This is a genomic window from Vreelandella alkaliphila (genome assembly GCF_016107625.1).
GTDB lineage: Bacteria > Pseudomonadota > Gammaproteobacteria > Pseudomonadales > Halomonadaceae > Vreelandella > Vreelandella alkaliphila.
In genome coordinates, this window is record NZ_JABASV010000007.1 from 163,943 (window position 1) to 184,121 (window position 20,179).

Sequence of the window (20,179 nt, forward strand, 5' to 3'; positions counted from 1 at the left end):
CAGCACCGAAGCTGGACGTCAGCTTCGGTGTGTATTCGTTGTTTCGCTTACGAATGGACTGCGCTTACACCGGATTTCTTTTGAAAGGATTGCCATCTTATTGACGATAACTCAATCCCAGGATATTGGACGGCTTCAACTACTGACTGCAAAAACGATAATTCTTTGCCCCTGCCATACCGCGATGTCATCAATGAGCTGGCGTGTCCTAATATCCAGCGGGTGTCTTCATCACGCAAGATTTCGCCATTAGGCAGTTTGCCTCGTCGAGCAGCGTCGGCAAACGTGTGTCTAAACGAGTGAAATGACACGCTTGAACCATCAGCTCGTTGATCTGGGCGGCACAAAACGCCACATCTATCCAAATAGCCGTAGCGAATACGTGGCTTACCGTGTCTATCGACTCCGTTAGGCCCGCCTTTGAACCACTCGGTGATTATTTTTCCTTTTCCTGGTGCGCCTCGGACATATTGATCAAAAAGTCCAGTGGGGCGAAGAGGGTGCTCCCGTCTTTGCTTAACGTAATCAAGCAGGCCAATCTTAATAAGCACCGAATGGATGGGAACACGTCGTCGTGATCCCTTGGTCTTAAGCTCTTTGCCGCTATCTTTGGAGCTGCTTTCGGTCGTAATGTCAAAGAACCAGATTCCGGCCTCATTTTTGATGTCGTCTAGCTCAAGCTGGATGATTTCTCCAAGCCTAGCGCCCGACAGTAGTGCGATGAGAGGCGTCCAGTATTTAGCGCAATCGTAAGATGTATCACGCTTCTTGAAACGTGTAGTGAAGCTGTCGCCATAGCTTGAGCCAGGAAATATCAGCTTCAACTCTTCAATGGTGAAGGGGTGCTTGTCGACTTCACTGGCACTCCGTCTTTGCGTTGTGTCTATAACGCTGGCGGGATTGGTCTCAATCCAGCCGTATTTACGCGCGTGCTCTAATATGTTTTTTAGCACTAGTAAGCGGTTCTTGGTCGCCTGGGAACCTGTGATAGGTCTGTCGTGAGACGAACGGCACATAGTTGCGGCGATCTTTGCGTCTACATTTTTGGGGTAGTTACGGCAGTGCTGTTCGGCTTCTCGACATGCGTTGATGTCGATCTCATGAAGACAGGTCTCCTGAAAATAATACTTCCAGAAAGAAACGTTTCGAGATTCTTTATCGAAAGTGCTCGACCGCAGTGTCTTGTCGTATTCACGGTTCCGTTTATACAGCTCTATATAGTCATCAGCTACCTCGGTAAATAGCTTCTGGTCAGCAACGGCTGTATGTGAAGATGAATGAGCTGTTTGAGTGAGCGCGGACCTGCCCATACGCCGATCGAGGTCATCCCTGAGCCTGATGATGATGTCCGCTTCTTTTTCGGGACAACCAAAATCTACCTCTACCTCTTGGCCAAGATAGGCGTCTTTCATGTAATGAAGCACCAGTCCCTTAAGCGCTAGTGGCTTTGAGGGCGGACGTTGCATGGGTATGGGTATGTCAGATAAAGCAAAGAGAGGGGCCTGGGCTTGCTGCGACTTCTGATGGGGTTTTAAAGCCGCAAGGGCACCATAAGGGATATGAATGTCGTTCAATGACTTACCATTCCTCAAGGCATCATAGACAACCTGGAAGCTGAGCCAAATTTCCATAGCACGACGCTTGGCTGTTGCTTTGCAGGGGGTTTTCAAACTAAGCCGAAATTCCCGCTTCCCGCCAAAATGGCTTCGAAGAGCGAGAGGAATGATTACACGAGCGTAGAAAATTGAGTTATGACGATTTCTTGAAAGGTAGCTTCCGTATGCCATTTTTAAATTCCGAATGTCACACCTAAGTGTCACACCTTCGGTTGGCAATGCGATTGATATCGCTGAAAGCTATGATCCGTATAAGTTGGATCAAAAATTGGTGCGGATGGGGAGACTCGAACTCCCACACCTTACGGCACTAGAACCTAAATCTAGCGTGTCTACCAATTCCACCACATCCGCTGAAGACGAGACGTATATTAACAGCATTCGTATTAATGTCAACGGTGTATCATTAAAATTGTTAATTAAACCAGTCTGGGAAAAGTATGTTTCTGACGCGGTTGGTACATGGTGCAAACACTTGGGCCAAAAAGGGGCTGCCAGGCTACTGTGCGTTTTGCCTTTCTCCCGGGCAAACCAGTGGTGGTTGGTGTCAGGAGTGTTTTGAACAGTTGCCGTGGAATGCCAATGGCTGCTGGCAGTGTAAAGAGCCTTGGGGTGTTGGGGGCGTAGCATCCGTTCAATCTGTTTGTGGTCACTGCAGAGAGAACCCTCCAGCGTTTACCGTCGCGACGGTGGAGCTTTTATTTGAAGAGCCTATAAGAGAGTTAGTTCATGACTTTAAATTTAATGCGTCGCCCCGTGCGGGAATGTTGCTGGTAGAGCTGATGATGAGTAAAGCTCCCAGCTATTTGGGAGGAGGTCTCTTGCCTGTGCCGATGCATACCACTCGAGCGCGGCAGCGTGGTTTTAATCAGTCTCGCTGGTTGGCTGATCAACTAGGCAAGCGGGTCAAATTGCCCGTGTTAACGGCTGAATGTCGTCAACAGCTGCCTTCTCAACGGACGTTAAACAGAAATGAGCGAGCAAAAAATTTAGTAGGTGCCTTTCATATTAATGGTCCACTCCCACCACATCTCACGATTATTGACGACGTTGTTACTACTGGCGCGACCTGCCAAGCACTTGCTGAAGAAGCGCTTCGTGCGGGTGCTAAACGTGTCGATATTTGGGCAGTTGCTCGAACACCTCTGGTGCATAATTGATAGAATGCAGGCTTAATTGCACAGGAGCGGTATATGCCACACCCGTTTAGTACGCTTTCTCCGGACACAGTGATGTCTGCTGCGGAGTCTGTTGGGATTTGGCCAGCTGGCGAACCGTTTGCACTTAATAGCTATGAAAATCGAGTGCTGATGTTTCGTGACGATGACGGTAAGCGCTGGGTTGTGAAGTTCTATCGTCCTGATCGTTGGGCATATGAGGTCATTCAGGAAGAGCATGATTTTCTTCAAGAGTTGGCTGCTGCTAATGTGCCCGTTGTTGCGCCCTGGCGGGATCAGCATGGCAAATCACTCCATACTTACCAGCAATTTCGCTTCACGCTTTACCCTCAATGCAGTGGTCAAGCGCCTGAGTTAGACAATCCTTCGCATCTTTTTGCATTAGGTAATGCGTTAGGGCGGTTACATGCAGTGTCATCACGAAAGGCGTTTGTGTACCGTCCAACATTAGAGTGGCAGGGCGATATTCATGATGCTGAGGCCCGTGTTATCGAGAGTAAAAGGCTAAGCAAGCATCAGCAGCGCGCTTATCACAACGTTGTACAGAAAATTCTTCGTCATCTTGAAAAGCACCCCATCGCCAGCAATCAAATGATTCGAACGCATGGTGATTGTCATCTGGGCAATGTTTTAGGAAGAGATGAATCATTTACCTTGGTGGATTTTGACGATTGCCTTATGGCGCCCGCTATCCAAGATATATGGATGCTGTTACCCGTTGATGATCCATCTGGCTGGCGTGCACAGCTAAGTGAAATTGTTGAAGGCTATGAAGAGGAGCAAACATTTCCGCAACACCAGATGTCGCTAATCGAGCCGTTGCGGGCTTATCGTCTTATCCGATACACCGCGTGGCTTGTTTCTCGCTGGGATGATCCAGCGTTTCCTCGTGCGTTTCCATGGCTGGCGGAGAGCGGTTATTGGGATCAGCACATCCGCCAGCTTGAGCAGCAGTTGTTACAGCTTGAAAAGCTTATTTGGCTAGCATAACAATTGCAACGGTAGTTAATTAAGCATCGGCCCCATTGATGATGAGTGACGTGGTTTTATTCAGGTTGATTGACGGAGCGTGGGTTTTCAGCGCTTGCATCCGGGTCAGGCCGATCTGATGGGATGGGGTTGGCTACGCCTTCTCCATCAGCCTCTCGTCGAGCAGCATTAATCTCCGCTGAAGGGTTATCTTGAGCGTTGATATCGATATTTTCATCCAGTGTCACCACGAATGCTTGGCCTGGCGATAAGGTGCAAGGCGACTCATCACAGGCAAGACCATACTGACCGTCTTCTGCATACGCACCGGCACTAAATGAACCGGTGAAAATAGCGCTTTCAGCATCGTGTGTTTCAATGCAGGTTGCGTCTTGAGTTGTAATGCGAATGCGTCCATTAGTGTACTGTGCATTGGCGACTAAAACGCAGTATTCGGGCAACTGATGCGAGGCACTGCCAGCTTGGGTGGGATGAAGTAAGATATCTTCATAACGCGATTGGCTGTCGGTAAAAGCAAACTCTTCGATGACCTCGACACCGACACTGGCACCTTTAGGTAGTGTTAATGTCTGTTCGGCGGCTAACAAGGGTGTTGCCAATGCAGTTCCCAATAGGGCAGTTAAGAAAAACGGTGCAGGTTTGAATGACATAAGGAACTCTCAGATGAGCGCTACGAATTAAGCTGACTAGTTCGATCCATGATAGCACAGCTTAAATAGTCTCAAAGGGGGGTGCGCGGCACTCTGCCACAGCAGGGTTAGGTGCGTTAAAATAACGGGATGTGGTGTTTATTATTGTGCAAAAGTTGTTTAGCGTATATTTTTTGTACATGATTGGCTCACAGCTCTCAGCTATTGATAGATAGCAATATTTCGCTGTTGATTAAACGCTTTAGTAGTCCAGACGTTTTTCAGTGGCTAGCACGTACAGTTTTGATGAGGCTTCAAATGACCGACGACATTGCTCAACACTATCGCCACATTATCGCCGCAATCGGTGAAAATCCTGACCGTGAAGGACTGCGCGATACGCCCAAAAGAGCCGCAAAAGCAATGCAGTTCTTGAATGCTGGCTACCAGCAATCACTTGAGGAGATTGTTAATGGCGCAGTATTTGAGTCACAAACAGATGAAATGGTCCTTGTAAAAGACATTGAACTGTACTCCATGTGCGAGCACCACTTGCTACCCTTTATTGGCAAATGCCATATCGCCTATCTGCCTAGCGGAAAAGTACTAGGACTTTCGAAGTTTGCCCGTATTGTTGATATGTATGCTAGGCGTATGCAAATTCAAGAGAACTTGACGCGTGAAATTGCTGAGGCAGTGCAGCAAGTTACCCAATCAAGAGGTGTCGCTGTGGTGATTGAGGCACGCCATCTTTGTATGATGATGCGCGGTGTGGAAAAGCAAAATTCAAGCATGACATCTTCTGTGATGCTGGGGAGTTTTCGCAGCAACCAAGCAACGCGGCAGGAGTTCTTAACGTTAATCAGCTGAAATATTGGCTAAGAATCTTTGGCAGATTTCATTGCAAAGATTTGGTTAAACACGCGGTTTCGTCTTAGCATGAACAGGTCAATGAGCCCGTGAGGCCAATATTTGGTCAGGAGTCTGTCATGGAAGCGCTGAAAGAAACACAGCTGTATTGCCCGTTTGCCTATATCGATGGTAGCTGGGTAGCCGCCGACAGCGGTGAGCAAATTAATGTCTTAAACCCTGCGACGGGCGAGCCCGTTGGTGATATGCCACGACTGGGCAAAGTTGAGACTGAGCGCGCTATCGATGCGGCGGATGCTGCGCTACCCGCCTGGCGTGCGTTGACGGCTCAAGAACGAGCTGATCTGCTGCTGAAGTGGCATGATCTCATGCTGGAGCATAAACACGATCTCGCTTTGCTCATGACCTACGAGCAAGGCAAGCCAGTAAAAGAGGCAGAGGGCGAGATTGTCTATGCCGCTAGTTTTTTACGTTGGTTTGCAGAAGAAGCGCGCCGTGTTTATGGCGAGACTATTCCCGCCGCTAAATCGAACCAGCGTATTGTGGTGACAAAACAGCCTGTCGGTGTTGTGGGGGCTATTACCCCCTGGAATTTTCCGGCTGCTATGATCACGCGTAAAGCAGGCGCCGCGTTAGCAGCGGGCTGTACGATTGTCGTTAAGCCTGCAAGCCAAACGCCATTTTCTGCAACGGCTCTCGCCATGTTGGCAGAAAGAGCAGGCATTCCCCGTGGCGTGTTTAATGTAGTGCCTGGCAGTGCTGCAGATATCGCCAGTGCACTTACTCAATCACCCAAAGTGCGCAAAATTACCTTTACGGGCTCTACGGAAGTTGGTCGCAAGCTTATGGCTCAGGCGGCTGAGCACGTGCAGAAAATATCCCTTGAGCTGGGTGGCAACGCGCCCTTTATCGTTTTTGAAGATGCAGACCTTGATGCCGCTGTAGAAGGTGCCATGGCTGCGAAGTTTCGTAATGCTGGTCAAACATGCGTATGCACTAACCGGTTCTTGGTGCAGTCCAGCGTTATTAACGCCTTCTGTGAGAAGTTGGCGGTTGCTATGAATAGTGAGCTTTACGTAGGTAATGGCACCGAGCCCAATATTAATATTGGTCCTTTGATCGATGGTGAGGCGGTCAAAAAGGTTAGTGAGCATGTGCAGGATGCGGTCGACAATGGGGCTGAGCTGCTGCTAGGTGGCCATCCGCATCCACTCGGTGGAAACTTCTTTACTCCGACGCTGATTAGCTTTGCAACAGATAAGATGAAGGTGGCTCACGAAGAAACCTTTGGCCCTCTGGCGGCAGTTTTTCCCTTCGATGAAGAGGAAACTGCTATCGAGATGGCTAATGACACCGAGTATGGTTTAGCCTCCTATTTCTACTCACAAGATCTGGGTCGCGTTTGGCGCGTCGCTGATGCACTTGAGTATGGCATGGTGGGAATTAACACCGGCCTTATTTCTAATGCAGCCGCTCCTTTTGGTGGCGTTAAAGCGTCCGGCCTTGGGCGTGAAGGTGGGCATCAAGGTTTGGAAGAGTACCTTGAGACAAAATATCTGTGTATTGATCTAGGTTAAGCGCAGGCGCAAGTACTATAAATTTATAGTGCTATAAATAAACAGCACTATCAGCAAGCAGGCCCCCATCGGAAAAATCCGCTGGGGGCCTGATTTTATGGCAAGACGAGTCGATTAATGACGGAAGTGGCGCATGCCAGTAAATACCATGGCAATGCCCGCTTCGTTAGCGGCATCAATGACTTCCTGGTCACGCATGGAGCCGCCTGGTTGAATAACGGCAGTAATGCCTGCGGCTGCGGCGGCATCAATACCATCGCGGAAGGGGAAGAATGCATCTGACGCCATTACCGAGCCTGGTACTGAAAGACCTTCATCTGCCGCTTTAATGCCCGCAATTTTCGCTGAGTAAACGCGGCTCATTTGGCCTGCGCCAACACCCACTGTTTGACCCTCTTTGGCGTATACAATCGCATTCGATTTAACGAATTTAGCGACTCGCCAAGCAAAACCGAGGTCGCGAAGTTCTTGTTCTGTTGGAACACGTTCGCTAACCACGGTCAGCTCTTCGCGGGTTACCATGCCCTGGTCGCGCTCTTGTACCAACAGTCCGCCGTTAACACGTTTAAAGTCAAACGCAGGCTGTGTTTCGCCAGGCCAGTGGGCACTGACATCAAGCAGGCGTACATTATGCTTCTCTGCCACGATAGCTGCTGCCTCATCACTCACGCCGGGTGCGATAATAACTTCAACAAACTGGCGATCAATAATTGCCCGAGCGGTTTCGGCATCTAGCGCCACGTTAAACGCAATAATGCCACCAAAAGCGCTGGTCGGATCGGTAGCGAAGGCTTTGTCATATGCTTCAAGTGCAGTAGCGCCAATAGCTACACCGCAAGGGTTGGCATGTTTGACGATGACACAAGCCGTTTCATCAAACGCTTTAACGCATTCAAATGCTGCATCTGTGTCGGCCACGTTATTGAAGGAGAGTGGCTTACCTTGCAGAGTTTTTGCAGTGGCGACGCTCGGTTCGCTTGCTTGGGGGTCTACGTAAAAAGCAGCTTGCTGATGCGGGTTCTCGCCGTATCGCATGTCCTGCTTTTTGTCCAATTGCAGGTTGAAAGTGCGAGCAAACGTTGCGTTTTCGCTAGTCACTTTACGGCCAAGGTAATTGGCAATGGCGCCATCATAACCGGCGGTGTGTTCAAATGCTTTCACGGCCAGATCAAAGCGGGTAGCGGCGCTCACTTGACCGTCTTGCGCAGCCAGTTCTCCCAGTACCCGAGCATAGTCATCGGCATTTACCACGATGGTGGTAAAGGCGTGATTTTTTGCGCATGCGCGCACCATGGTCGGCCCGCCGATATCGATATTTTCGATGGCGTCTTCCAGTGTGCAGTCTGGGTTGGCAACAGTGGCAGCAAATGGATAAAGATTAACGACCACCATGTCGATGGGGGTGATGTCGTTCTCTGCCATCACCGCATCATCCTGACCGCGGCGCGCCAGAATTCCACCATGGATTTTGGGGTGCAGTGTTTTTACACGGCCATCCATGATTTCAGGAAAACCAGTGTGCTCAGAGACTTCTTTAACAGGAATAGAATTTTCCTGAAGCAGTCGGAAGGTTCCGCCAGTTGAAAGAAGTTCTACGCCGTGTTGGCTTAAACCGCGGGCGAATTCAACAATGCCGGTTTTATCGGATACGCTCAAAAGGGCGCGACGGACGGGGGTAGCAGTACTATCAGCCATTAGAGTGCTCGTGTGCAGAGTCAAGGAGTTAACATCGAAAATTACAAACGACAACGCCCCTTATGGGGCGTCACCTTCAATCAATCCATAGAGCTTAAGTTTTTTGCGCAATGTGCCACGGTTTAAACCCAATACATCCGCGGCTCGGGTTTGGTTGCCTTCAGTATGTTCCATTACGCAGCTAAGTAGCGGCGCTTCTACTTCGGCCATCACCATCGCGTAGAGATCAGTTGCCTGGCTGCCATCGAGATGCTCGAAGTAACGGCGTATCGCTGTCTCAACCGCTTCTCTAAGTGGTTGGGGCGGTACGCTCGCGGCGGGGTCCGCCAGAGTGCCTGAGAGACGGTGAGAGAGCTCGTTCGAAAGCAGGTCGCGTTCAGTCATGCAGCATGGCTTCCTTTAGCTAGCAGACGCTCTGCAGCGTCTTGCGTCATGGCATCATTAATCCAATTAAATTGCGATGCTGGGGTGGCAAGCGCATTAAATTGCTGCTTCAGCAGATAATACTGTTTGTCGTTGAAGCGAGGGTCTTCGTTCAAGTACCAACCTAGGTGTTTTCGCGCTATGCGAACACCCATTGTATCGCCATAAAACGTGTGCAGAGCTTGTAAGTGCTCATTGAGAACGTTGCGGCGCTCATCAAGAGTTGGGGGTGTTAGCAGTTCTCCATGGGCAAGATAATGGGTAATCTGCTCGAATATCCATGGGTTGCCTTGCGCCCCGCGGCCAATCATTACTGCATCGGCACCTGTATATGACAAGACCTCTTTGGCCTTTTGAGGGTTGGTAATATCCCCATTGGCGATAACCGGTATCGTCAGGTGCGATTTTATGTCAGCGATAGTGTCGTACTCAGCCCATCCAGTATAGCGCTGCTCTCGATGACGTCCATGTACTGCTAAGGCTTGGATGCCTGCAGATTCCGCGAGTTTAGCAATGCGTAGGCCATTGTTAGCTTCAGCAGACCAGCCTGTGCGAATTTTTAAGGTAACTGGAATATCAACGGCTTTTACAACGGCGTCTAGAATTTCGGCTACTAGGGCTTCATCACGCATTAGGGCCGAACCAGCAGCCTTATTGCAGACCTTTTTAGCTGGGCATCCCATGTTGATATCAATCACCTGGGCGCCTAGTTCGGCGTTAAGGCGCGCAGCATTGGCAAGCATTTCAGCGTCACCCCCGGCAATTTGTACAACCCGTGGGTCGGGCTCGCCTTGGTGATCCATGCGTAGCTTGGACTTTCGGGTATGCCAAAGAGAGGGGTCGGCTGTCACCATTTCGCCGACCACCCATCCAGCACCTAAACGCCTACAAAGTTGGCGAAATGGGCGATCGGTAACGCCAGCCATCGGTGCCAAGATGACTTGGTTGGGTAGTTGGTGAGGCCCTATCATTGGTGGCTGAAAGTTTTGTGTGGTCATTGTGCTGCGCTGTAGATACAGATAAAAATCGCCGAGTAGGCGTTTCAAGGGGGCGTATGATACGCCTACTCGGCGATGGGGTGAAGGCCGTTGGCTAGATTAAACGGCGCGGTAGCCTGATAGACGAACCCACCCTTCGCGAATTGTGGGCTCTTCCATTATCAAGCCCTGGGCTTCGTAGGCTTGCAAGACCTCATTCGCTTGGTTCGCTAAAATGCCAGACAATGCTATTTGTCCGCCGGGTGCGACATGGCCTGCAATCATTGGGGCTAATTCAACTAATGGCCCAGCTAAAATATTGGCGGTGACAACTGGGTAGTGGCCGTCGATCAGCTGTTCAGGATAGTAAAGGGACAATTGTGCGTCGCTAATCTGATTGCGCGCTGCGTTGTCACGGCTTGCCTGAAGTGCCTGTGGATCTATATCAGTAGCATCGGCGTGGGTTGCCCCTAACTTTAGCGCGGCAATGGCAAGAATGCCTGAGCCGCAGCCCACATCTAGGACGGTTTTATCTTCCAGTCCGCCGCTAACCGCAAGGCTATCCAGCCACTCCAGGCAAAGCGCTGTCGTGGGATGGGTGCCAGTGCCAAAGGCAAGGCCTGGGTCAAGAATGAGATTGACGGCATTGGCTTCTGGGGGCTCATGCCAGCTCGGTACGATCCATAGCCGTTGGCCCATTCGCAACGGCGTAAAGTCATCCATCCATTCTCTTTCCCAGTCTCTATCGGCTAATAGTTCATACGCAATGTCTGGACAGGGTTCGCCGGGGACTTGCTCAGACCAAGCGGCTTGAATGCGCTCAAGCATGGCTTCAACGCCGTCTAAGTCGTCATATAGGCCAGTGAGAATTGTATCTTGCCAAAGCGGGGTAGTACCTCGCTCTGGTTCGAAAACAGGATCATCGTGGGCATCTTGAAGGCCAATGGCCGTCGCGCCTTCCTCTAACAGTAGATCTTCTAGTAGTTCGGCTTGTTCTGGAGCAACGTGGGCTTTGAGTTGGAGCCAGGGCATCAGTAATCTCCACTGCGTACGTGCATTCACGCAAAGGTAAAAAACAATAACGGGGTGGCTATGGCCACCCCGTTGAGTATTATCAGCTATCTATTCAGCTCAGCGCCTTTGCAGATATTAATTTCTGGTATTAGCTACTGAGTTTCTTTTCAAGATAGTGAATGTTGACGCCACCTTGGCGGAAATAACTATCTCTCACCAAATCTTTTTGCAGATCAATATTGGTCTTGATCCCCTCGACTAGCAGCTCATCTAGGGCGTTGCGCATACGCGTCAGGGCAATCTCGCGATCAGCCCCCCAGGTGATTAGCTTGCCGATCAGTGAGTCATAATGAGGCGGTACGGTGTAGCCAGTGTACAGATGAGAGTCCATACGCACGCCAAGGCCGCCCGGAGCATGGAACAGGGTGACTTTGCCCGGAGAGGGCATAAACGTACGCGAGTCTTCCGCATTGATCCTGCACTCAAAGGCATGGCCATTGATCTTTACATCTTCTTGGCGAATCGAAAGTGGCAGGCCGGAGGCAATGCGCAACTGTTCCTTAACGATATCTACGCCTGTGACCATCTCGGTGACAGGGTGCTCTACCTGTACACGGGTATTCATTTCAATAAAGAAGAAATCACCGTCTTCGTATAGAAACTCAAAGGTGCCCGCGCCACGATAGTTAATTTCGAGGCATGCTTGGCGGCATGCTTCTAGCACCTTTGCACGCGCTTCCGGGTCGATTCCAGGGGCCGGCGCTTCTTCCAGAACCTTTTGGTGACGACGCTGTAGAGAACAGTCGCGATCATAAAGGTGGATAGCATTGCCTTGGCCGTCAGCCAGCACCTGGACCTCAACATGGCGGGGTTTCTCAAGGAATTTTTCCATGTAAACCGTGCCATCGCCAAACGCTGAGTGCGCCTCAGTGCGAGTGACAGTAATGGCTGAAAGCAGATGGCCTTCAGTGTGCACCACCCGCATGCCGCGGCCACCACCGCCTGCAGCAGCTTTGATAATTACCGGATAGCCAATGCGGCGTGCAGTGGCTAGGTTGGTGGCTTCATCGTCACCTAACGGGCCATCTGAGCCAGGCACGGTAGGAACGCCAGCAATCTTCATTGCTTCAATGGCACTAACTTTATCACCCATCAGGCGGATAGTTTCCGCGCGCGGGCCAATAAAGGTAAAGCCAGAGCGCTCAACCTGCTCAGCAAAATTAGCGTTTTCCGAGAGAAAGCCGTAGCCAGGATGAATGGCGCTTGAATCTGTCACTTCAGCAGCGCTTATTAATGCAGGAATATTCAAGTACGACTGCGCTGAGGAGGCGGGGCCGATGCATACCGCTTCGTCGGCCAAGCGAACATGCATCAATTCACGGTCGGCTTTGGAGTGAACCGCAACGGTTTTAATCCCTAGCTCTTTACAGGCCCGGAGAATACGAAGGGCAATCTCGCCGCGGTTTGCGATAAGTACCTTGTCCAGCATGGGAGAATCCACCCGTGTTGTTGTGAAAGATTAAGCGATGACGATCATAGGTTGATCGAATTCCACCGGCTCTCCGTCTTCCACTAGGATGGCCTCGACGACGCCGTCGCGATCGGCTTCAATTTGATTCATCATTTTCATTGCTTCAACGATACATACCGTATCGCCTTGCTTAACCGTATCGCCAACTTCCACAAACGATTTGGCGCCCGGTGCTGGGCTACGGTAGAACGTGCCTACCATGGGTGAATTAACCGCTTCACCTTGATAGCTTACGCCTTGGGGCTCTGCATCAGCAGCCGAAGCGCTGGGTTGAGCTGGTGCCTGCTGCATAGGCGGCATTTGAGCGTACTGTGGCATCGGCTGAGGCTGCCATGTTGCACCATTCGGATGGCGGCTGATGCGGACGGACTCTTCGCCTTCCTGAATTTCGATTTCGCTAATGTTTGATTCTTCGAGGAGTTCAATCAGTTTTTTAACTTTACGAATATCCATACCTGTTGCCCCAAAAGTGATGAAAGTTAATCGCAATGCAGTTGAGTATTGTATCGCCAACTGCATTGAGCGCCGTTACAGCGCAGTAAACCTTGTTTGAAAATGAAGAGAACGCTGCACGATGTTGAACGTTACCCGGTGCTAAGTCCTAAAACATGAAGATTTTAGCTGATATGGCTGCGAAGTTTGCCGAAAAAGTACGGGCATGTCTAGTGAAGGCCGACATAAGCTCGTTGCTGGTTATTTAAACAACCGTTTGACGACGTTCGCGACACTAGGTGGTCATAGGCTTCAGCTCAGCCTTGTTGCCAGCGTCGTAACGCTTCCAGGTGTTGTACCAACTGGGTGGCCGTTATTTCACCTTGAATGCGTGCATCCCGTACTTCTTCGCCCTGGCTAAAAAAAAGCAGGCTTGGTGGGCCGAATAAGTTAAATCGGTTTAGCAGTTCCCGACTTTGCGCATCCGTATTGGTGACATCGACCTCAATCAGGCGGAAATCGTTCAATGCAGCGACCACATTGGGGTCTGGAAAAACATCGCGCTCCATTAGCTTGCAGGAGATACACCAGTCAGCAGTGAAATTAACAAAGGCAGGCTGTTGGGCGCTTGCGGCTTCAGAGAGTGCGGTTTCAAGTGCGCTCAGTTCATCAACTTGCTGAAAAGCAAGCGTTGCTTGCGGCGTGCCGCTGTCCGTTGAGGAGCTGGATACCGTTAAGGGGCGCAATGGGTTGCTGCCGCCCTGGGCAGCGCCAATGACAAGAGCAATGCCCCATGCCAGTAACATCAGTCCTAATGTTTGTCGTGCTTTAGGCCAGCCTTGTGACTGATTCATATTTAAGGCGCCCAGCATGAGTGCGCTACCTATGGCCAGCGCTGCCCAGAGCAAAAGCGCTATCGAAGGCGGTACTAATCGCTCAACCATCCAAATGGCAACGCCCAGTAACAGCAATCCGAAAGCAATTTTAACGCCGTTCATCCAAGCGCCTGAGCGGGGTAGCAGCGTTGCCCCAAAGGTACCCACTAATAGCAGTGGCACACCCATGCCTAGGCCTAGTGCAAATAAAACAGCTCCGCCCATGGCAGCGTTTCCGGTCGAGGAAATAAACACCAACGCACCGGCAAGTGGGGCTGTTACACAGGGTGAAACCACTAATACCGATAGTGCGCCTGCCAGGGCTAAGCCTGCAGGGCCGCTTTGCTGTGCACGTGCTTGCCAGCCGTCAATTTTAGCGGCCAGTCGCGGCGAAACTCTTAAATCAAACGCCCCGAACATAGCTAAGGCAAATAGCGTAAATAGAACAGCAAAGGTAATCAGCACCGGCGCTGATTGCAGGTGGGCCTGAAGATTTAAGCCCGCGCCAAACAGACCCATCAACACACCGACTAACGCGTAGGTGGACGCCATGCCCAAAACATAGCTGGCTGAGAGTACAAATGCTCGGGGTCGAGTTGGTTTTTGTCCTACGATAATTGAAGACAAAATAGGCACCATCGGTAGGACGCAGGGCGTGAAAGTAAGGCCCAGTCCAGCGATAAAAAATAACCCCAAGGCAAGAGGGAGGCTGGCGCTGCCGAGCAATGCGCTAAAGCGGCTGTCTTCGCTTTGTGGAGCTGAAAATTCAGTGCTGCTATTGGTGCCCGCGGTTTGACTAATTTGCTGGTCATCGCTGCCTTCAGCGCCTGACAGTGCATGATCTGCAGCGTCCCAGTCAGCAAAGGCCGTGGGAGGAGATGACTCTAAGGCTTCAAGCGATATAGTTTCTGGCGGATAGCAAAGACCTGCGTCGGCACAACCTTGGAACGTCAGTTCAATATCGATCGGGCCACTATAGGAGGGGGAAAATGGCGTTTCAAAGACTAATTTGTCACGAAAAACATACACATCGCCCATGAATTCATCAGTTGTGAATGTTCCTTGCGGAAGTAGCGGTTCATCAAGGGATACAGCGTCCGTTTTGCTGCTAACGCTAAATTGGTGGCGGTATAAATAATAGTCGTCCGCAATATCGATACCAATATAAATGGCGCTGCCATCATGCCAAGCAGTAGGCTGAAAGGCTTCTAGAACAGGTAAAAAATCGCTTTGATTACTGGAAGAGGAAAACCACTGAGCATGGGCTAGCAGGGGAAGCCAGCAGAGTAACAGTAACAGACTTAAACGCTTAAAAGGCAACACGAAGTATCCTTACGCAGACGGATCAGGGAGATTTTGAAATAGCATATCCTACCTTGTGATGTCAGCGTAGATGCTGCGGTGACGTGACGCGCTTCTTCATGCTGCGTTAATGTTGAATCTCAGGCCTCGGAATTAAACGACAGATAATAGAAAAGGCTGCCACATGGGCAGCCTTTAAGAGGAAGTGCGGTCTGACTTTATTGCTCAACCCGATAGATTAAGCTTTTTGGTAAGCCGCGACTGATTTTTCAATCGCTTTGCGTGCCGCTTCAACACCTTCCCAAGACTCTACTTTCACCCACTTACCTTTTTCGAGGTCTTTATAGTTCTCGAAAAAGTGAGCGATTTGCTGACGTAGCAGTTCAGGAAGATCAGTCACTTCTTGAACATCATCATACAGAGTGCTCAGTTTGGGATGCGGGACGCATACCAATTTTGCATCTTCGCCTGCTTCGTCGGTCATATTCAAAATGCCAACAGGGCGAGCGCGAATAATGCTGCCCGGAGCCACGGGGTGGGGGGTAACTACCAAAGCATCCAGCGGGTCGCCATCATCGGCCAGGGTGTGGGGGATAAAGCCGTAGTTAGCCGGATAGAACATGGGGGTTGCCATGAAGCGGTCAACCAGAAGGGCACCCATATCTTTGTCGATTTCATACTTAATCGGCGCGTGATTAGCGGGAATTTCGATCGCCACGTAAATATCGTTGGGCAGATCCTTTCCAGCGGGGATGTTATCGAAGTTCATCGTTTATTCCTTGGCTTGGCTTATTTAGTGCGAAGGCTAAGCAGTTGATGCATTGCATTAATGGCGGAGAATTATACGAAGTTGGCTAGTGGATTACCAATGCGACATAGGTGTGTGCCGCTAACAATGACGATGAATCCAAAAATAAGCGTCGTTTTTCGCCATCACGACGTTTGGCGGGCATCGCTTCCCTTGATCAGCGTGTATCATAACCACTGTGTGGTTCCCATGAAGAGCCTAAAGCCTAGGAGGATGAGTTGGCGCACGCCCAGTTACTAATTAGTTATGGCCAAGCCTTTGTGGCCCCTGATAGGCGTCTACACCGTAGCTCCATGTCGGTGCGGTTGCCTGATGCGCAGCTGTTGAAAGTAAAAGGGGGGTGCGCAGTTATTAGTGACTCGATTTCTCGTAACACCTTGGCTAAACAGGCAGGTGATTTAAGTGTTCGCGGTTTTTTGGCTGACTATTACTCTACGCCTGACCACTGGGACACGAAAACGTCGGCCACCCGGGTACTTCGTGCTCTTAATGGTTGGTGCTACAGCCAAAGCAAGCATGTTAAAGAAGGAAGTTTTGTATCTTCGCTATCCGCGATGGTCTTTCGCGAGCGTGAAGCGCACCTATTTCATATGGGGGATACGTTAGTTTTTCGATTGCGAGGCGCTGAGTTCGAGCAGCTAACCCGCGACCATGTGACCGATATTGGCGGCTATCGTTACCCCTCACGTGCTTTGGGGATGGATGGAAGCGTCGATATCGACTATACCCATCTACCGCTTAAACAGGGCGACTTTTTTGTTTTTACTACTCAGGGCGTCCGTGGCACCTTAATGCCATCTGATTACGTTCGTCTGATCCGCCAAAATGCCAGTGATCTAGACGCAGCCTGTGAGTGCCTCGCGAGCGAAGCAAAGCAGCGTGCCCAAGATAGGGGGTATGGAGGTGATCAATTTTGCTTCCAACTGCTGCGTATTGATGAGCTACCGGAAGAGTCTGAAGATCACCCAGGGCTTATTTATGGTGACCTGCCTATTCCCCCTGAGCTGACGCCAGGAGAGCGGTTTGATGGGCTTGAGGTGCTGTCGGTGCTGTCACGTAATGCGCAATCAAGAGTTTATCGCGTCCGTGATGTGCATTCAGAGCGTGAAATGGTGATGAAAGCACCCAGCCCAGAACTCTCTTTGCGTAACGCTTATCTGGAACATTTTTTACTGCAGCAATGGGTGGTAGAGCGTGTAAATTCGCCCTTTGTAGTCAAAGTAATGCAGTCGTCACGACCACGCCGTTACCTTTATTACTTAATGCAGCACGTTGAAGGTGAAACGCTCCGCCAGTGGGCAGAAAGGCACCCACAAGCGAGTTTGGTGCAGCGTCTGGATATCGCCAATCAACTGGGTAAAGCGGTTCAAGCGTTGCATCATCGCGATATCATTCATCAGCAAATTACCCCTGATAATGTACTGATCGACCCCCACGGCAAACTCGTGTTGGCAGATTTCAGTGCCTGCCACATGCGCGAGGTGGATGGCCATCGCCACTCGGGCGAGCTACTTCGCCAAATTGGTTTTAATGAACACACGGCCCCTGAGTACGCACTGGGTGATAGCGTAGGTCGGCGCAGTGACCAGTATTCATTAGCATCAACGGTCTATTGGTTGCTGACAGGGGCATTGCCTTATACGTTGACGCCTAATCGACTGCGCAGCCACACCGATCTTGAAGAGCTCAGCTACCGTAGCGCCCGAACAACCAATCCAGAAATATCGGCTGAGCTTGATGACGCGTTGCGTCGTGCTCTAGATCCTCAGCGTGCACTGCGTTTTAGGCGGCTCTCCGAATTTCTTCATGCCTTAAGAGTCCCGTTAGGGCGCGTGCCCAGTCGTGAGGAGCCTCGCCAAGAGTCACGGCGTTTTTGGCAGGGGGTGGCGGGTATTCTGCTGCTCTTATTGGTGCTTTCTTGGTTATTGCGCTAAAAGCTTAACGTTGCTCACTTAATAAACGCTAACCATAAAAAACGGGGCGATGAATCATTTCATCGCCCCGTTTTTACAACACGCTAACTATTTACAGCGTGAATTTAGGCAGTTTCTGTTCCACTTTTGCGAGCTTTAGCTTAGCTACTTTAGGCAGGCCGTTTTCAAACGGAGGGAAATCCTCGCCCTGAATGAGCGGAGAGAGATACGCTCGGCAAGCGGGTGTAATCGCAAAACCGTTTTCGCTAATGAAATCCCGTGGCATGAATTTTTCTTGGTTAGCCACTTGTGACAGCGGCGCCGAGATGACATCCCACTGATAGGGTTCCTGTGAAATACGGCGTATGGCGGGCATCATGGCATTTTTGCCTGCAAGTGCTAATGTTACCGCCTCGCGGCCCACTGCATAGGCTTGTTCAACGTCGGTTTTAGAGGCCAAATGGCGCGCCGCGCGCTGTAAATAATCAGCAACTGCCCAGTGGTATTTGTAACCAAGGTCTTGCTTCACCATCCCTGCAAGTGTCGGCGCTACGCCGCCTAATTGGCGGTGCCCAAAGGCATCCGTATTGCCGGCATCGGCAAGGAAAGTGCCATCTTCATAGCGTGCGCCTTCAGAAACAACGATGACGCAATAACCGTACTTCTGAACGCACTCTTCAACGCGCGCCATGACCGCTTTACGGTCAAACGATACTTCAGGAAAGATAATCAGGTGAGGCGGCTCGCCTTCGCCTTCACCCGCTAAACCACCTGCAGCTGCAATCCAGCCAGCATGACGGCCCATCACTTCAAGGACGAATACTTTAGTGGATGTGGCGCACATAGACGCAATATCCAATGAGGCTTCAAGCGTAGAGGTGGCGATATATTTGGCAACGCTACCAAACCCGGGGCTGTTGTCGGTAATAGGCAGATCGTTATCAACAGTTTTCGGTACATGAATCGCAGTTAGCGGGTAGCCGAGTTTTTCAGACAGTTGGGACACTTTGAGGCAGGTGTCTGCGCTGTCACCGCCGCCATTGTAGAAGAAGTAGCGAATATCGTGGGCTTTGAAGACTTCGATTAAGCGTTCATATTGAGCACGGTGAGTGTCAATGTCTTTCAGCTTATAGCGGCAGGAACCAAATGCACCGCCAGGCGTGTGGCGCAAGGCAGCAATCGATTCATCGCTCTCTTGAGTCACATCGATGAGGTCTTCCGTTAAGGCACCGATAATGCCGTTATGACCGGCATATACCTTGCCAATCTGGTCGGGCGCTTGTCTGCAAGCTTCGATAACGCCACAGGCGCTGGCATTGATGACGGCGGTAACGCCACCGGACTGGGCGTAAAAGGCATTATGCTGGGCCATGGAAACGTCTCATCTCCTGAAAACGGATGGTTAAAACAGTAGTCAAGCAAAGGACAATAATTATCCTTTGCCTGTGTTAATCGTTGTGCGTTTAGACGCGTGTAATGCTAGAGCACGCTTCTATATAAAATTGTGCAAACGCGGGGTTTGCAGCGGCGAAGTTTAGCGCAAAGCCTCAGTGGGTGCATCTTGGGGCTCATTACTCGCTGTCATCCAGTTCTTGTTCCTGCTGAGCCAGCCGCCATCCGCCTAAGTCTTTATAGCGGTTGACCATCGCACAAAAGAGTTCTGCTGTGCGTTCGGTATCGTAGCGGGCCGAGTGGGCGGACTTGTTATCAAACTCGATACCTGCCGCACGGCACGCACGAGCAAGCACTGTTTGACCATATACAAAGCCTGCAAGGGTTGCTGTGTCAAAGCTGGAAAAAGGGTGAAACGGATTCCGTTTTACGCTGCAGCGGTTCGCCGCCGCATTTAGGAAGCCATGATCAAAGGCAGCATTATGACCAACCAGTATTGCCCGAGAGCACCCATGTGCCTTGATTGATTTGCGGATGGGGCGAAAAATTTCACCTAGCGCTTCAGATTCGCTTAGCGCCACTTGGCGACGCAGTGGGTCATCTAGATTAATGCCTGTGAAATCAAGCGCAGATTGCTCAACGTTCGCGCCTTCAAACGGATGAATGTGATACGCGTAAGTGGCGTCGGGTAATAAATTACCGTCAGGGTCCATGGTAAGCGTCACGGCAGCAATTTCGAGTACTGCGTCACTTTGGGCGTTAAACCCACCCGTTTCTAAATCAATGACAACCGGCAGATAACTGCGAAAACGTTGGGCCATCAATTCGCGGGCAAATGCCTCGCTCATGCAGCTCTCCTTAGTAAAGCGAGTAAGTAGTTAAAATAAGCGGTTAAAGCAACCCCTTTGTTGGCTATGATTCTAGCAGCTTTACCCCTTAGGCGTCGTTGACGGTATT

17 protein-coding genes and 1 tRNA gene are annotated in these 20,179 nt (G+C 50.6%); 5 read left to right on the plus strand and 13 right to left on the minus strand.

Features of this window, described 5'->3' with window-relative positions; translation table 11 throughout:
* Positions 1-47: 47 nt before the first annotated feature.
* Complete coding sequence (locus JFC11_RS12400; protein ID WP_198349665.1) at positions 48-1,787, minus strand: site-specific integrase; 1,740 nt, start codon at positions 1,785-1,787, stop codon at positions 48-50.
* A 98-nt stretch (positions 1,788-1,885) separates the two neighbouring features.
* A tRNA-Leu gene (locus tag JFC11_RS12405) sits at positions 1,886-1,970 on the minus strand.
* 86 nt (positions 1,971-2,056) lie between these two features.
* On the opposite strand from JFC11_RS12405, the gene JFC11_RS12410 reads away from it, so the two are divergent.
* Both JFC11_RS12410 and JFC11_RS12415 read left to right on the plus strand, forming a co-directional pair.
* Positions 2,057-2,776: a ComF family protein gene (locus tag JFC11_RS12410; protein WP_198349666.1), complete on the plus strand. Its 720-nt coding sequence runs from the start codon at positions 2,057-2,059 to the stop codon at positions 2,774-2,776.
* Between the two features lie 33 nt (positions 2,777-2,809).
* Complete coding sequence (locus JFC11_RS12415; protein WP_198349667.1) at positions 2,810-3,784, plus strand: serine/threonine protein kinase; 975 nt, start codon at positions 2,810-2,812, stop codon at positions 3,782-3,784.
* Positions 3,785-3,840: 56 nt separating this feature from the next.
* Here JFC11_RS12415 and JFC11_RS12420 read toward each other — a convergent pair whose 3' ends face one another.
* Positions 3,841-4,434, minus strand: coding sequence for a hypothetical protein (locus tag JFC11_RS12420; protein ID WP_120386890.1), 594 nt, complete (start codon positions 4,432-4,434; stop codon positions 3,841-3,843).
* A gap of 297 nt (positions 4,435-4,731) precedes the next feature.
* On the opposite strand from JFC11_RS12420, the gene folE reads away from it, so the two are divergent.
* Both folE and JFC11_RS12430 read left to right on the plus strand, forming a co-directional pair.
* The gene (gene folE / locus JFC11_RS12425) at positions 4,732-5,283 is read left to right on the plus strand and encodes a GTP cyclohydrolase I FolE (protein ID WP_038484772.1); all 552 of its coding nucleotides are present in this window, start codon (positions 4,732-4,734) and stop codon (positions 5,281-5,283) included.
* Between the two features lie 119 nt (positions 5,284-5,402).
* Complete coding sequence (locus JFC11_RS12430) at positions 5,403-6,860, plus strand: NAD-dependent succinate-semialdehyde dehydrogenase (RefSeq protein WP_038484769.1); 1,458 nt, start codon at positions 5,403-5,405, stop codon at positions 6,858-6,860.
* A 114-nt stretch (positions 6,861-6,974) separates the two neighbouring features.
* Here JFC11_RS12430 and purH read toward each other — a convergent pair whose 3' ends face one another.
* The 8 genes from purH to ppa form a co-directional block, all read right to left on the minus strand.
* Positions 6,975-8,555 carry a bifunctional phosphoribosylaminoimidazolecarboxamide formyltransferase/IMP cyclohydrolase gene (gene purH / locus JFC11_RS12435; protein WP_198349668.1) on the minus strand — a complete coding sequence of 527 codons (1,581 nt, stop codon included), beginning with the start codon at positions 8,553-8,555 and terminating at the stop codon, positions 6,975-6,977.
* Positions 8,556-8,615: 60 nt separating this feature from the next.
* Positions 8,616-8,939, minus strand: coding sequence for a DNA-binding transcriptional regulator Fis (gene fis, locus JFC11_RS12440; protein ID WP_038484762.1), 324 nt, complete (start codon positions 8,937-8,939; stop codon positions 8,616-8,618).
* Entirely contained in the window at positions 8,936-9,976 is a 1,041-nt protein-coding gene (gene dusB / locus JFC11_RS12445) for a tRNA dihydrouridine synthase DusB (protein WP_120386892.1), read from the minus strand. The genes fis and dusB overlap by 4 nt, the downstream gene beginning before the upstream one ends.
* A gap of 99 nt (positions 9,977-10,075) precedes the next feature.
* Positions 10,076-10,987, minus strand: coding sequence for a 50S ribosomal protein L11 methyltransferase (gene prmA / locus JFC11_RS12450; RefSeq protein ID WP_095603015.1), 912 nt, complete (start codon positions 10,985-10,987; stop codon positions 10,076-10,078).
* Between the two features lie 130 nt (positions 10,988-11,117).
* Positions 11,118-12,458 carry an acetyl-CoA carboxylase biotin carboxylase subunit gene (gene accC / locus JFC11_RS12455; protein ID WP_038484756.1) on the minus strand — a complete coding sequence of 447 codons (1,341 nt, stop codon included), beginning with the start codon at positions 12,456-12,458 and terminating at the stop codon, positions 11,118-11,120.
* Positions 12,459-12,488: 30 nt separating this feature from the next.
* Positions 12,489-12,953, minus strand: coding sequence for an acetyl-CoA carboxylase biotin carboxyl carrier protein (gene accB / locus JFC11_RS12460; protein ID WP_120386894.1), 465 nt, complete (start codon positions 12,951-12,953; stop codon positions 12,489-12,491).
* A 296-nt stretch (positions 12,954-13,249) separates the two neighbouring features.
* A complete protein-coding gene (gene dsbD / locus JFC11_RS12465; RefSeq protein WP_095603013.1) occupies positions 13,250-15,130 on the minus strand; it encodes a protein-disulfide reductase DsbD in 1,881 nt (626 codons plus the stop codon).
* A gap of 217 nt (positions 15,131-15,347) precedes the next feature.
* The gene (gene ppa, locus JFC11_RS12470; protein ID WP_009724723.1) at positions 15,348-15,878 is read right to left on the minus strand and encodes an inorganic diphosphatase; all 531 of its coding nucleotides are present in this window, start codon (positions 15,876-15,878) and stop codon (positions 15,348-15,350) included.
* 257 nt (positions 15,879-16,135) lie between these two features.
* On the opposite strand from ppa, the gene JFC11_RS12475 reads away from it, so the two are divergent.
* Complete coding sequence (locus tag JFC11_RS12475) at positions 16,136-17,851, plus strand: bifunctional protein-serine/threonine kinase/phosphatase (RefSeq protein ID WP_095603012.1); 1,716 nt, start codon at positions 16,136-16,138, stop codon at positions 17,849-17,851.
* A 91-nt stretch (positions 17,852-17,942) separates the two neighbouring features.
* Here JFC11_RS12475 and JFC11_RS12480 read toward each other — a convergent pair whose 3' ends face one another.
* Positions 17,943-19,202, minus strand: a complete 1,260-nt coding sequence (locus tag JFC11_RS12480) for a 6-phosphofructokinase (RefSeq protein WP_038484744.1) — start codon at positions 19,200-19,202, stop codon at positions 17,943-17,945.
* Positions 19,203-19,401: 199 nt separating this feature from the next.
* On the minus strand, positions 19,402-20,070 hold the full coding sequence (gene rnt / locus JFC11_RS12485) for a ribonuclease T (protein WP_038484741.1): 669 nt from the start codon (positions 20,068-20,070) through the stop codon (positions 19,402-19,404).
* Positions 20,071-20,179 lie beyond the last annotated feature (109 nt).